Source organism: Geomesophilobacter sediminis, assembly GCF_016458275.1.
GTDB classification, from domain to species: Bacteria; Desulfobacterota; Desulfuromonadia; order Geobacterales; family Geobacteraceae; genus Geomesophilobacter; species Geomesophilobacter sediminis.
Genome location: NZ_JAEMHM010000024.1, coordinates 37894 through 50388, shown reverse-complemented (window position 1 = coordinate 50388; position 12495 = coordinate 37894). Strand labels below are relative to the sequence as shown.

General features: G+C 59.9%; 13 protein-coding genes. 3 read left to right on the top strand and 10 right to left on the bottom strand.

The genetic code is table 11. From position 1 onward, the window contains the following. A complete protein-coding gene (locus JFN93_RS22380; RefSeq protein ID WP_236021907.1) occupies positions 1 to 1032 on the top strand; it encodes an aldo/keto reductase in 1032 nt (343 codons plus the stop codon). A gap of 91 nt (positions 1033 to 1123) precedes the next feature. Here the strand turns inward: JFN93_RS22380 and nifS are convergent, their stop codons facing one another. The 3 genes from nifS to JFN93_RS22365 all read right to left on the bottom strand — a co-directional run bounded on the left by nifS (position 1124) and on the right by JFN93_RS22365 (position 5245). Further along, complete coding sequence (nifS, locus tag JFN93_RS22375; RefSeq protein WP_199386610.1) at positions 1124 to 2296, bottom strand: cysteine desulfurase NifS; 1173 nt, start codon at positions 2294 to 2296, stop codon at positions 1124 to 1126. Then, on the bottom strand, positions 2293 to 3150 hold the full coding sequence (nifU, locus tag JFN93_RS22370) for a Fe-S cluster assembly protein NifU (RefSeq protein WP_199386609.1): 858 nt from the start codon (positions 3148 to 3150) through the stop codon (positions 2293 to 2295). The genes nifS and nifU overlap by 4 nt, the downstream gene beginning before the upstream one ends. Before the next feature lie 676 nt (positions 3151 to 3826). After that, positions 3827 to 5245: a phosphoglucomutase/phosphomannomutase family protein gene (locus tag JFN93_RS22365; protein WP_199386608.1), complete on the bottom strand. Its 1419-nt coding sequence runs from the start codon at positions 5243 to 5245 to the stop codon at positions 3827 to 3829. 243 nt (positions 5246 to 5488) lie between these two features. Between JFN93_RS22365 and JFN93_RS22360 the strand changes: the two genes are divergently transcribed. Together JFN93_RS22360 and JFN93_RS22355 are read left to right on the top strand one after the other, a co-directional pair. Continuing rightward, a complete protein-coding gene (locus JFN93_RS22360) occupies positions 5489 to 5782 on the top strand; it encodes a PxxKW family cysteine-rich protein (RefSeq protein ID WP_199386607.1) in 294 nt (97 codons plus the stop codon). A 216-nt stretch (positions 5783 to 5998) separates the two neighbouring features. Next, positions 5999 to 6445, top strand: coding sequence for an NUDIX domain-containing protein (locus JFN93_RS22355; protein ID WP_199386606.1), 447 nt, complete (start codon positions 5999 to 6001; stop codon positions 6443 to 6445). Positions 6446 to 6716: 271 nt separating this feature from the next. Here JFN93_RS22355 and JFN93_RS22350 read toward each other — a convergent pair whose 3' ends face one another. From JFN93_RS22350 to JFN93_RS22320, 7 genes are all read right to left on the bottom strand, one after another. Next, positions 6717 to 7544, bottom strand: coding sequence for a menaquinone biosynthetic enzyme MqnA/MqnD family protein (locus JFN93_RS22350; RefSeq protein ID WP_199386605.1), 828 nt, complete (start codon positions 7542 to 7544; stop codon positions 6717 to 6719). A 77-nt stretch (positions 7545 to 7621) separates the two neighbouring features. After that, on the bottom strand, positions 7622 to 8017 hold the full coding sequence (gene gcvH / locus JFN93_RS22345) for a glycine cleavage system protein GcvH (RefSeq protein WP_199386604.1): 396 nt from the start codon (positions 8015 to 8017) through the stop codon (positions 7622 to 7624). Positions 8018 to 8019: 2 nt separating this feature from the next. Continuing rightward, the gene (accC, locus tag JFN93_RS22340) at positions 8020 to 9360 is read right to left on the bottom strand and encodes an acetyl-CoA carboxylase biotin carboxylase subunit (RefSeq protein WP_199386603.1); all 1341 of its coding nucleotides are present in this window, start codon (positions 9358 to 9360) and stop codon (positions 8020 to 8022) included. A gap of 29 nt (positions 9361 to 9389) precedes the next feature. Further along, entirely contained in the window at positions 9390 to 9866 is a 477-nt protein-coding gene (gene accB / locus JFN93_RS22335; RefSeq protein WP_199386602.1) for an acetyl-CoA carboxylase biotin carboxyl carrier protein, read from the bottom strand. 23 nt (positions 9867 to 9889) lie between these two features. Then, positions 9890 to 10957 (bottom strand): M24 family metallopeptidase, encoded by a 1068-nt coding sequence (locus JFN93_RS22330; protein ID WP_199386601.1) that lies wholly within the window; start codon positions 10955 to 10957, stop codon positions 9890 to 9892. Between the two features lie 163 nt (positions 10958 to 11120). Then, a complete protein-coding gene (locus tag JFN93_RS22325; RefSeq protein ID WP_199386600.1) occupies positions 11121 to 11483 on the bottom strand; it encodes a roadblock/LC7 domain-containing protein in 363 nt (120 codons plus the stop codon). Further along, positions 11473 to 12474, bottom strand: coding sequence for a tetratricopeptide repeat protein (locus tag JFN93_RS22320; RefSeq protein WP_199386599.1), 1002 nt, complete (start codon positions 12472 to 12474; stop codon positions 11473 to 11475). The genes JFN93_RS22325 and JFN93_RS22320 overlap by 11 nt, the downstream gene beginning before the upstream one ends. Between the last annotated feature and the right edge of the window lie 21 nt (positions 12475 to 12495).

Here is a 12495-nt window from a genome sequence, read left to right as displayed (position 1 = left end):
ATGAACCATCCGATCCGCTACACTCGCCGCCAAGTTCTGACCACCGCCGCAGCGTTGACGGTCGTTTCGATGATCCCGAAGGGGGTGCTGGCCGCACTGCCCAAACGATCCATTCCGTACCGGATGCTTGGGAGCACCGGCGAGAAGGTATCCGCCATCGGTATCGGTGGCTACCACATCGGGCTGCCGACCGACGAAAAAGAAAGCATTGCCATCGTAAGGACCGCATTGGACAACGGGATCAACTTCCTGGACAACTGCTGGGATTACAACGGGGGAAAAAGCGAAGAGAGAATGGGAAAGGCGTTACGGGACGGTTACCGGAAAAAAGCCTTTTTGATGACCAAAATCGACGGCAGGGACAAGGCGACGGCAGCAAAACAGATCAACGACTCGTTGCGACGCCTGCAGACCGACCACATCGACCTTTTGCAGTTCCACGAGATCATCCGGATGCCCGATCCGGAGCGGATCTTTGCTCCCGGCGGAGCGCTGGAAGCCGTGTTGGAAGCGAAGCGGGCCGGTAAGGTCCGCTACATCGGTTTCACGGGGCACAAGAGTCCCGACATTCATCTGAAGATGTTGCACACGGCGGAGAAGCACAACTTCCGCTTCGACACCGTTCAGATGCCGCTCAACGTCATGGATTCCCACTATCACAGCTTCGAGAAGAAGGTCCTCCCGGTGTTGGTAAAGCAGCGGATCGGGGTGTTGGGGATGAAACCGATGGGGGCCGGGATCATTCTGAAGAGCAAGATGGTCACCCCGGTAGAGTGCCTGCACTACGCGATGAGCCTCCCCACCAGCGTGGTGATCACCGGATGCGACTCATTGGCGGTAGTGAAGCAGGCGATCGAGGCGGGGAGGAGCTTCCGCAAGTTGTCCCACGGGGAAATGGCTTCTCTTTTGACCCGGACCGCCAAGGTGGCGGCCGACGGGGAGTATGAAATGTACAAGACCAGCCACGACTTCGACGGCACCTACCACTCCCCCGAATGGCTGGGCCCGGGAGTATCCGGCGAGACCGGGTGAGGATGGGGTTTTCCTACCGCTAAACAAGAAAGGGGTTGAGCAAATTGCTCAACCCCTTTCTCATTTCATCCTATGTCTCGAACAGCCGTCGCTACTTCTTATCCAGGAACTCCCGCCCAAACGGGGACATCTCGCGCAGACGGCGGATGATCGGCGGCAGTTCGCGGACCACGGCGTCGATCTCTTCATCGGTGGTGAAACGCGAGAGGGAGAAGCGGATCGAGCCGTGGGCGCAGGTGAACGGTACCCCCATGGCGCGCAGCACGTGGGAGGGCTCCAGCGACCCGGAGGTGCAGGCGCTGCCGGAAGAAGCACAGATGCCCTTCTCGGAAAGGAGCAGAAGCACCCCCTCCCCTTCCACGAATTCCATCGCGATGGAAAGGGTGTTCGGGAGACGACTCGTCCCGCCGCCGTTGATCCTGGTGTTGGGAATTGCCGCGGTAAGCTCGGCCTGCAGACGATCCCTCATGGCGAGCACGCGGGTGTTCTCGTCATCCATGTGCTTCTGGGCGAGTTCACATGCCTTGCCCATCGCGATGATGGATGCGGTGTTCTCGGTCCCGGCCCGGCGGCCGCGCTCCTGGTGCCCGCCAACCAGCAGCGGACGGAACGGGGTTCCCCGTCTGACATACAGGACGCCGACGCCTTTCGGGGCGTGCAGTTTGTGCCCGGAGATCGAAAGCAGATCGATCGCCGACTCCGCCATGTTCAGCGGGATCTTGCCCACCGCCTGCACCGCATCGGTATGGAAGATCGCCCCCTTCGCCTTGACCATCTTCGCCGCTTCCTCGACCGGGAAAATGACGCCGGTCTCGTTGTTGGCATACATGATGGAGACAATCGCGGTGTCATCGTCCAGCGCGGCTTCGAGTTCCTTGAGGTCGAGCTGTCCCTCGCCGTCCACGTTCAATTCCGTCACGCGGTAGCCGCGGCGCGAGAGGTTACGGCACTGGGTCAGGACCGCCGGATGCTCCACCCGGGTGGTGATGATGTGCCGCTTCTCCGGGAAAACCTCCAGGGCGGAGCGGATGGCAGCATTATCGCTCTCGGTGCCGCAGGCGGTGAAGACGATTTCGTCGGGGAGCGCCCCCAAAAGCGAAGCCACACGGGCCCGCGCCTCGTCCACCTTTTTCTGCACCTGCCCACCGAAGAAGTGCATGGAACTCGGGTTGCCGTACAGGTCGCAAAAGTACGGACGCATCTCCTCGAAAACCAGCTCGTCTACCTTGGTGGTGGCGTTGTTGTCGAGATAGATTTCCTTCATCCCTGGACCTCCTGCACAACGATGTCTTCCGACACCATCTCGCGGAGTTTCTCCTGGACGAATTTCGCCGTGTGCCCCGAAGAGGCGCAGCCGGCGCAGGCTTTGCGGAAGGCGACCTGAACGGTGGCCCCGTCGATATCGATCAGCTCGAGGTCGCCGCCGTCAGCCCACAGCTGCGGCCGGATCTCGTTTTCCAGAGTTTCCTGGATGAGCTGCATCTTCTTCAGGTTGGTAAGCTTCGACGGACGCTGGGTGGCAACCGCCTTCTTCTCTTCGCCCATCACCTCGGCGATCAATTCCTTGATGCGCGGGATGCAGCCGCCGCAGGCGCCGCCGGCCTTGGTGAAATGGGTGACCTGCTCGGCGGTGTGCAGCTTGTTCGACGCGATGACCTTTTTGAGGAAGACGTCGGTCAGCCCGAAACACTTGCAGACGAGCTCACCTTCCATCGCCTCGTGATCATGGCCGTGCACCGGAGCGTCCACGCCGCGGTATTTGGCGATGGCAACTTCCAGCGCCTCCTGTCCCATGACCGAGCAGTGCATCTTTTCTTCGGGAAGACCGCCAAGGAAATCGGCGATCTGCTGATTGGTGACCTGAAGTGCCTCGTCGAGAGTCTTCCCTTTCACCATCTCAGTCAAAGCCGAGGAAGAGGCGATCGCAGAGCCGCAGCCGAAGGTCTGGAACTTCGCATCGACGATCCGCTCTTTCTTCTCATCCAGCTTGATGAAAAGCTTCAGAGCATCGCCGCACGCCAAGCTGCCGACCTCGCCGACCGCATCCGCATCAACTATCTCGCCAACATTCCTCGGGTTGAGGAAGTGTTCTTTCACCTTATCGGTATAGTCCCACATAGACCCTCCTGTAGATTTGTCCGCTTATCTTAGCGCAACGATTGTAGAAAGAGAACCCCCAACTTGCAAAAAACCCAAGCGCGGCAGTCAGCAAAGCACATTCAACGCTGAGACACCGACGTTGGATGCCCATGCTTAACCGCCGGTGGATCCTGGCACCCGCGGTGGATCCTTCCTTAACTGGTGCCTGGCACCGGCGATGGATTAACTGGTGCCTGGCACCGGCGGTGGTCCCCGCCTCCCCTTCCCGCCTTTCTGCAAACTCCGGTCCGCAGCCGAAAATTCGCGTCCTCATCAAACGTTACGATGACGAGAACCAAGCGGAATTGCATGAGTTTTTACTTCCGAATAAACCTGAAGCCGAGGCAAAACTACCGCCGCTGTCCGCTCAGGTTCGCTGGAGGGGCTCTTCGGCAAACGAAGGCCAAGTGCAAATATTAAGCAATTGGACAAAAATTATCCATAAAAAAAACCCGCGGCGTTTACCGGCAGTTCATGAATGCCTGCCGGTAAACGCCACGGGCTGTCTCTCGCCATTCAAAGGGAGGTAAGCTCCCTCTCCCTCCGGGAGAGGGGTGGGGTGAGGGAAGCAGCGACATCCGGTGCACCGGCCCTCACCCGGCCTCCGGCCACCCTCTCCCAGGGGAGAGGGGACTCCCGCTGTTAAACCGCGTTCCTACCCGACGATGAACTCCCGGCCTGCGGCGATCAGCGCCTCCAGGCGGTTTTCGCTGGAGGCCTCGCAGTAAAGCCGCACCACCGGCTCGGTTCCCGACTTGCGGAAAAGGAGCCAGCTGCCGTCTTCGAGGATGAACTTGTTGCCGTCGATGGTGATCTTCTCCTTAACCGGAACGCCGGCGAAACTCGACGGAGTCGCCGCGATCTTCTGCGGGAAGGCCGCCTCCAGTTGCTCGGACAGGGTGATGTTCACCCGCTTGGTAAGATACCGCCCTACCTGCTCGTAGAGACGCTCCAGGAGGGCCTTGACCGACATCCCTTCGTTGGCGACCATCTCTGCTACCAGCAGACAGGCCAGGATGCCGTCTTTTTCCGGCACGTGCCCCTGAATGCTGAGCCCGGCGCTCTCCTCGCCGCCGATAATGATTTTCCCCTGGCTGATCAGTTCGCCGATGTACTTGAATCCGACCGGGGTCTCGAACACCTCGATGCCGTGGTGCTTGGCGACGGCGTCGATGAGGTGGGAGGTGGCGACGCTGCGCCCGACCCCTCCTTTCATGCCGCGCACCCGGACCAGGTAATCGAGGAGCAGTGCAATGATATAGTTCGGCTCGATGAAGCTCCCGTCGCCGTCGACGATCCCGAAGCGGTCCGCGTCGCCGTCGGTGGCGATCCCGAGACGGATCTCCGGGTTCTCCTTGACGAGCTTGATGAAGTCCTGGATGTACTTCTCGGAGGGCTCGGGGGGAAAACCGCCGAAGTACGGGTCGCGGCGGTCGTTGATCTGGACCACCTTCACCCCGTGGGCCTCCAGCGGTTCGGCGAGATAGCCGCGGGCGGTTCCGTAGAGCGGATTTACCGCAAGGGTGCCGAGCTTCGCGATCGCCTTGAAATCCACCTTGTTGGCCAGATCGGCAAGGTAGGTCTCCATCGGGTCGATCTCTTCCAGGAGGCCGGTCTTGAAAGCCTCGTCCAGGGAGAGCTCCCGGTAGCAGACCTCGCCCATCATCTCGTTGGCGCGGCGCTCGATGTCGTTGGTGGTTTCCGGGAGGGCAGGACCGCCCCAGGATGGGGAAAATTTAATGCCGTTGTATTGTGGCGGGTTGTGACTCGCAGTAAAATTGATCGCTCCGGCCGTTTTCCGGCGCAGAATCTCGAAGGAAATCACCGGCGTAGGCGTGTCGCGGACACAGATGAAGGTCTTGATACCGGCCCCGGTTAGAACGCGGGCGCACTCCCGAGCGAACTGTTCCCCCATGAAACGGGAGTCATACCCGACAATAACCCCTTTGGAGGCTTCGCCAGAGGCCTTGAGATTGTCAGCAATCGCCTGGGTGACGACTTTGACGTTGTCAAAAATGAAGTCCTCACACAGAATGCCGCGCCAGCCAGAGGTGCCAAACGTAATTCGTTGCATAGTAACCCTCCTGAGAGATAGAAGTTGCCGCATTAAAGGGGAAAACGTGCTTTCTGCGCCGTGCCGGACGGAACATTTCCCTCAGAGCAGGCGTGGAAAATAATTAACAGAGGGTAATGCAAAGGGCTCTGAGAGTCAAGTGGAAGACTAAAAGAAAGGAGGTTTTTAGGTGTTGACTTTTTTCTTTCGAAATTGGTAGAGTGACTTGTATTCAGCAATTACGGGGAATTTAGAGGAGGTTTTATGCAGTGTCAAACAGTTCTTCCTGGTGCCGAGTGTACCTTCTGGGGAAAACAGGGTTGTGCGTTTACTGAGGGCTCTTGCCAGCCGATCGTCGAGAACTGTGAAGGTTGTGACAGGATCGTCGAGAGCAGCATCGGGAAGGTCTGTGGGGCCTATCCGGCTCCTGAGAAGAAGTGGGCTGCCGGTATCTGCAACTTTGCTACCCACGTCAAGGTCGACATCAAGACCGACGACGCGAAGATCAACCCGCTCAAGGCATCCAAGAAAGCCGCGGGCGCCAAGAAGAAAAAGTAGTCAAACCCCAAGTCTCACAGAGAAGGGAGGATGTTTCATCCTCCCTTTTTTGTTATCTGGACCCTTCTTCGGTAAAATCCCCTCCTTATAGTGTTGTGGGAGCGCCTATCCCTGCCGGGATTTGAATCGCGCCTGGAAAGGCGCTCCCACCGGTATTCACCACTCTACCTGAGTCAGTTCCCCAGCTTTATATCGTGAAATTCAAGGAGGCTTTCGATGCCATTTGAGTACATCGCCTGTCCCAACTGCGGCAGCAAGGTAAAGGAATACCGGAATCCCCTCCCCACCGTGGACATCATCATCGAGGTAGCGGGAGGCATCGTGCTGATCGAGAGGAAAAACGAGCCGTACGGGTGGGCCATACCGGGTGGGTTCGTCGACTACGGGGAGACGCTGGAAGCGGCGGCAACCCGGGAAAGCCAGGAGGAGACGGCACTGGAGGTGACAAACCTCAGGCTGCTGGGCTGCTACTCAGATCCCAAGCGCGACAAGCGCTGCCACACCATCTCGACCGTTTTTGTGGCCCAGGCCGACGGTACCCCCCAGGCGGGCGACGACGCCGCCGGTCTCGGCGTCTTCCCGATCGACGCCCTCCCCTCCCCGCTTTGCTTCGATCACGCGAAGATACTTGCCGACTATGCCGCAACAAAGAAGCGAGCCTAACACTGTAGGAGCGACATTCTTGTCGCGATTATCGGCCTGCCGGGCGCAGCATGCTGCGCCCCTACCTGCAACGAGCAGGTTCGTGGCATAAACAGGCGCCCCCGCCTCGCCCCCTGGTTCCCAAGCTAGAGTTCGGGAACCTTCCCACAAAAAAACAAAGCTCCAGCTTTGCACTATGCACAAGCTGGAACTCATTGAGAGATTACGTTCCCAAGGTAGACCTTGGGAACGAGCTGTTTTCATTGTTTCATTGTTCCATTGTCTCATTGTTTCATTGATCAAAGAACCTGATCTCCGGCTCGGCGGGTATCAGACCTAGTTCAAAAGCGTAGCGGAAGAAGGTCCGGGCGCCCTCCAGATGGGCCGTGGTCAGATCGTAGGAAATCGTCCGCCAGTAGTCCTCCAGCACCGCCGGCTCCATCCATTCGCGCTCTCCGCAATTCTCCGCAATCTCCCGATAATGGGCGTAGGCATATTCCTTGGCCCGCACCAGGTCCCCCGCCAGTTGGGCCAGATCCGCCGGCAGCCGTCGCACCGCCTCCCGTCTCACAATCCACAGCGCAAAGACAAAAGGAAGGCCGGTAAACTCGTACCAGAGCTCCCCCAGGTCGTACACCAGGTTCGAGCCGCGGCTGGCCGCCGCCTTCAGCGCGGCGTCGCCGATCACGCAGAGTGCCGGATACTGCTGCAGCGCATCGTCCGGGATGAGGCTGGTCCGTTCGAACGTGTTGGAGAACCCGTATTTCTTGGCCAGCAGCACCTTCAGGAGCCGTACCGAGGTATCGGACTCGGCGGTCAGACCGATGCAGGAACCATCAAGGGTTTCAATGGGGACCCGGGAATAGAGAAAGACGCTTTTCACCGCACCGATCGAGCTGATAGAGAGATTGGGGAGCAGGGAGTAATCCTGGTGGGAAAGCGCGTACTCGATGGAGGACGAGGGACTCAGATCGATTTCACCGGCACGGAGCATGGCATTGAGCCGAGACGGAACGCCGGTAACGAAATCGTACCGACTGCAATCGAAGTGCCCTTTGAGGGCGCTGAAAATCGGAGTGCAGTTGGCATAGTGAATGTGTCCGATCCGCAGGTGCTGCATTACAAATCCCCTTTCCCCAAAGCAAAAGGCGAGATTTACTCTCGCCTTTTGTCTGGTGCGACTTCTCAGGTTTTCGGTTAGTCTTCTTCGTCGGCGACCGACACGTATTCCTCGTAGGCGTCCGACGCCATCAGGAGGTTCAGCTCCTCCGGGTCGGCCATCTCCAGGACCACGAGCCACCCGGCATCATACGGGTCGTCGTTCACGAATTCGGGGGCATTCCCCAATTCGTGGTTCACCTCGAGCACCGTCCCGGACAGGGGCGCATACAACTCCGCTACGGTCTTTCTCGCTTCGATGGACCCGAAGGAGTCGTCCTGCTCCAGTTCGTCCCCGGTTTCGGGGAGCTCCACCGAGGAGATATTCCCCAGCTCGGCCTGTGCGTAATCGGTGATCCCGATGACGGCACGCTCGCCTTCAACCCGTACCCAGAAATGTTCCTTGCTGTACTTGAGCTCTTCAGGAAATTCCATAGCTACTCCAGAACCAGTCGTTCGATGAAGCCGGTATCGATGTTCCCTTCAATGAAGTCCTTGTTGGCCATGATCCGCTTGTGGAACGGGATGGTGGTCTTGATCCCGTCGACGATGTACTCGTCCAGCGCCCGGGCCATCCGCTTGATCGCCTCGTCGCGGGTGTCGGCGTGGACGATCAGCTTGGCGATCAGGGAGTCGTAGTGCGGCAACACACTGTAATTGGTGTAGACGAAAGAGTCAACCCTTACGCCGAGCCCGCCGGGGGTGTGGTAGTCGGTGATCTTGCCCGGAGACGGGGTGAACTTCACCGAGTCCTCGGCGTTGATCCGGCACTCGATGGCGTGCCCCTTGATCTGGATATCGTCCTGGGTGTAGCGGAGCTTGAGGCCGTAGGCGGAGCGGATCTGCTCCTTGACCACGTCGACGCCGGTCACCATTTCGGTTACCGGATGCTCGACCTGAACCCTGGTGTTCATCTCCATGAAGTAGAAGTTGTTGTTCTTGTCGACCAGAAACTCCATGGTGCCGACCGAGGAGTAGTTCACGGCCTTGGCGGCGGCAACCGCGGCGTCCCCCATCGCCTTGCGCAGCTCCGGGGTGGTGACGGTGGAGGGGGCCTCCTCGATCACCTTCTGGTGGCGGCGCTGGATCGAGCAGTCGCGCTCGCCCAAGTGGATCACGTTGCCGTGCTTGTCGGCCAGGATCTGGATCTCGACGTGGCGCGGCGATTCGCAGTAGCGCTCGATGTAGACCTCGGGGTTGCCGAAGCCGCTCTGGGCCTCGGCGCGGGCGGTGGCGAAGGCGTTGGGGAGCGCCGCCGGGGAGTGGACGATCTTCATTCCGCGCCCGCCGCCGCCGGCGGTCGCCTTGATGATGACCGGGAACCCGATCTCCTTGGCGACCTTGATCGCCTCGTTGACGTCGTGCACCCCCTCCTTGGTACCGGGGAGGATGGGGACGCCGACCTTGATCACCGCCTGGCGGGCGCTGATCTTGTCCCCCATGATCCGCATGCTTTCTGCGGTGGGGCCGATGAAGGTGATGCCGCAGTTCTCGCAGATCTCGGCGAACTGGGCGTTCTCGGAGAGAAAGCCGTAGCCGGGATGGATCGCCTCCGCGTCGGTCAGCTCGGCGGCGGAGATGATGGCGTTGATGTTCAGGTAGCTGGAGAGGCTCGGCGCGGGGCCGATGCAGACGCTCTCGTCGGCGAGCTTCACGTGGAGCGATTCGCTGTCCGGCTTGGAGTAGACGGCGACCGTCTTGATCCCCATCTCCTTGCAGGTCCTGATGATCCGGAGGGCGATCTCCCCCCGGTTGGCGATAAGTATTTTATGGAACATTTGGTCTCCGATGAAGGGGATTCGGGCTCCTAGCCCAGTTTTTCCACCACGAAGAGCGCGTCGCCGTACTCGACCGGCTCGGCGTTCTCCTTGCAGATCTTGACGATCTTGCAGCGGAACTCGGCTTCGATCTCATTCATGAGCTTCATCGCCTCGACGATGCAGAGGACTTCGCCCTTCTCGACCACCTTGCCGATCTCGACATACGGAGCGGCATCGGGAGCAGGAGCGCGATAGAAGGTACCGACGATCGGGGAGGTGATGACGTCACCTTCCTCTTTGGCCGCAGCCGGTGCTGCTGCCGCCGGAGCTGCAGCGGCCGCGGGAGCCACCGGCGCCGCCGGGGCGTAGGAGAACGGAACCGGCTGCTGCACCTGGAACTGCGGTGCCGCCACGGTGGTGCCACGCTTGATGACGATCTTGTCCTCAGCGTTCTCCAGCTCGAACTCGGTGATGTCGGTCTCGGTTACCATCTTGATCAGCGTCTTAAGGTCTTTTATATCCACCCTGCTCTCCTTTTTCCCTTTGATTAAAGTACCATGAGTTCCTTGGGAACCCTGGTAATGCGGCGCGCTTTGCCGCCTTCCACAACAACGGTGTCTTCGATGCGAACGCCCCCGAACCCGGGAATGTAGATCCCCGGCTCGATGGTGAAGACCATCCCCTCCTCCACCTTCGCGGTGGAGCGGAAAGAGACGGTCGGCGGTTCGTGTATGTCCAGGCCCACGCCGTGGCCGAGGCCGTGCCCGAAATATTTCCCGTAACCTTTTTCGTCGATGTAGCCGCGGGCCACCTCGTCGAGCTCCTTGAAGGTAAGCCCCGGCCGCACCGCGTCGATCGCCTTGTACTGGGCGGTGCGCACCACCTCATAGATCTCCCGCTGGCGGGGATCCGGCTCGCCGACGCAGACGGTGTGGGTCTCGTCGGAGCAGTAGCCGCGGTACATGGCACCGTAATCGAGGGTGACCAGCTCCCCTTTTTGGATCAGCTTTTCCGAGGCCTTGCCGTGCGGCAGCGCGCCGCGCTCGCCGGAGGCGACGATGAAGTCGAAGGATTTCCCCTCGGCCCCGCCGCGGCGCATGGCGCACTCAAGCGCCCAGGCCACGTCGCTTTCGCGCGCCCCGGGCTTCACCTCGGCTAACGTTTCCGTAAGTGCCGTCGAGGCAATCTGGGCCACCTTTTCCAGAAGCACCAGTTCCGCCGCGTCCTTGACACTCCGCAAACTGACCAGTTCCTTGTCCGCAGGGAGGAACCGGACCCCCGGCATCTTCTTGCCCATCTCCCTGTAGGTGGCGACGGTGGTGTGCACCGCCTCGAAGGCAACCTTCTTCGCCCCGCTCCCCAAAACGATCTCGCTCGCGCTGTCGAGCTTGATCGAGAACTCGACCACCCGAGCTCCGGATACTTCCTCGCCGGCTTGGGATGTGTAGCGGGAATCGGTGAGGAACCAACCTTCATTTTTGGAGAGGATCAGCAGGCCCTCGCTGCCGGTGAAACCACAAAGGTATCTGACGTTGCTGAGGTTTGAAACGATCAGAAGGTCGGCGCCTAAACGCTCGAGGCACCTCCTGGCCGCGGAGATTCTGTGTTCTAACATAAATACCGTCCCCATGACAATCAAATTTTCCAATGAGTGAAAGGAGCGTTCGCAGTAAGAATTTACAGTGGTTACGCTGTTTTTACTATCTATGAAACGATGGTTTCAGAAGACGGAATTTCTGTCAACAGGTCCGGAACATTTAGTCAACCGCGTCAAACGCCTAGTCCAGTTCTTCCCTCATTTTAATGGCAGCGCATTGCAGCAGATACCGTCCTTTTCCGACGTTTCCCGCGCCATCCAGGAGCAGGGCCACGAAGTAATCCTCATCCACCCGCCGCAGGACCACCCGCGACAGGTCGGTCGCTACCGTCACCTCCTGCAGGTTTCCCTCCTTGAGCGCCCCGACCGTCTCGTCCAAATCCTTGAGCAGCGCCCCGTACTCGGCCGAGATCTGCTGCAGGTCCAGGTTCGCCCCCTCGGCAAGATACTCGTCGACGGTGATCCCGTCAAAGCCCAGCATCACCGCGGCACGTGCGCCGCTGCATTTCTCAACCACCTCACGCAGGATATCTTTAAATGCCATGGCGCCTGCTCCTTATGTTGTCGAGCCACTGGGTAAGACGGTTGACGATCTCCTGGGTGGAACCCTGGTCCGTGGCGGGCGGTACGGCGGCCTCCCGGGCGCGGATCTCGATGATTTCCGCGGAACGCGAGAGGTACTTGGGGTTGCCGGGATCGGCAGCCAGAAGGTCGCGATAGACGTCGAGGGCCTTTTCGAGCAGCCCCTGCGTGACGTAGAGCTCCGCCATGGTCACGGTGGAAAGAGGATTTCTCGGCGCGGCAGGTGAAATCGAGGCGGCGGTTTTGCGGGTCGGGGACGGCTCGCGGGGAGCCTCGATCCCTTCGGTTACCGCGGCAGCGGGCTCGACCACGTGTTCATGCAACCCGGCCGGCTCCAGGTGAGCCCCCTTCTCCTCCAACTGCTCGAGGTCAAAGAGCCCCTCCAGTTCTTCCAGATCGTCGAGTGCGTCGATCACTTCGACCTCCTCCAATTCGACCAACTCCTCGACCAGGTCCAGGTCCTCAAACGAGCCGATCGGCTCCGACAACTCCTCCACCGGCTCTTCCGGCGCCACCGGTTGCGATCCCTTCGGCGGCGCGGCATCCAAAGATGCGAGCAGGAAGGAGACCTCGGGGTCGTCGGGAGCCTGCAGCAGCGCCCGTTCCAGCATTTGCTGCGCCTTTTCGATCTCGGCGTCGGCGGCGTAAATCCTCCCCAAAAGCTTCAGCGCCGTCACGTTTTCCGGCTCGACGGCCAGCACCCGCTCGAGCGCAGGTCGGGCCTCATCGACCAGCCCCCGGTCGTGCGCCACCTCCCCCAATACCAGGAGAGCCTCAACGGAATCGGGATGCCGGGCGCTCCCTTTCTGGGCCACCGAAACGGCATCGTCCAAAAGCCCGAGCCTCCGGTACACCTCGGCAAGTTTCAAAAAACACATCGAGGAGGGATTGGCGCTCAGTTCGTCCTCGTAGCGCTTGATATCGGTCCAGAAGGAAAGGCTGTCATCGACCATCTGTCGTTCTCCGTCGGTTCT

What these genes read in the sequence shown, in the direction of transcription:
- JFN93_RS22380 (WP_236021907.1), top strand. Translation starts at nt 1, where the DNA reads ATGAACCATCCGATCCGCTACACTCGCCGCCAAGTTCTGACCACCGCC.
- nifS (WP_199386610.1), bottom strand. Translation starts at nt 2,296, where the DNA reads ATGAAGGAAATCTATCTCGACAACAACGCCACCACCAAGGTAGACGAG.
- nifU (WP_199386609.1), bottom strand. Translation starts at nt 3,150, where the DNA reads ATGTGGGACTATACCGATAAGGTGAAAGAACACTTCCTCAACCCGAGG.
- JFN93_RS22365 (WP_199386608.1), bottom strand. Translation starts at nt 5,245, where the DNA reads ATGCAACGAATTACGTTTGGCACCTCTGGCTGGCGCGGCATTCTGTGT.
- JFN93_RS22360 (WP_199386607.1), top strand. Translation starts at nt 5,489, where the DNA reads ATGCAGTGTCAAACAGTTCTTCCTGGTGCCGAGTGTACCTTCTGGGGA.
- JFN93_RS22355 (WP_199386606.1), top strand. Translation starts at nt 5,999, where the DNA reads ATGCCATTTGAGTACATCGCCTGTCCCAACTGCGGCAGCAAGGTAAAG.
- JFN93_RS22350 (WP_199386605.1), bottom strand. Translation starts at nt 7,544, where the DNA reads ATGCAGCACCTGCGGATCGGACACATTCACTATGCCAACTGCACTCCG.
- gcvH (WP_199386604.1), bottom strand. Translation starts at nt 8,017, where the DNA reads ATGGAATTTCCTGAAGAGCTCAAGTACAGCAAGGAACATTTCTGGGTA.
- accC (WP_199386603.1), bottom strand. Translation starts at nt 9,360, where the DNA reads ATGTTCCATAAAATACTTATCGCCAACCGGGGGGAGATCGCCCTCCGG.
- JFN93_RS22330 (WP_199386601.1), bottom strand. Translation starts at nt 10,957, where the DNA reads ATGTTAGAACACAGAATCTCCGCGGCCAGGAGGTGCCTCGAGCGTTTA.
- JFN93_RS22325 (WP_199386600.1), bottom strand. Translation starts at nt 11,483, where the DNA reads ATGGCATTTAAAGATATCCTGCGTGAGGTGGTTGAGAAATGCAGCGGC.
- JFN93_RS22320 (WP_199386599.1), bottom strand. Translation starts at nt 12,474, where the DNA reads ATGGTCGATGACAGCCTTTCCTTCTGGACCGATATCAAGCGCTACGAG.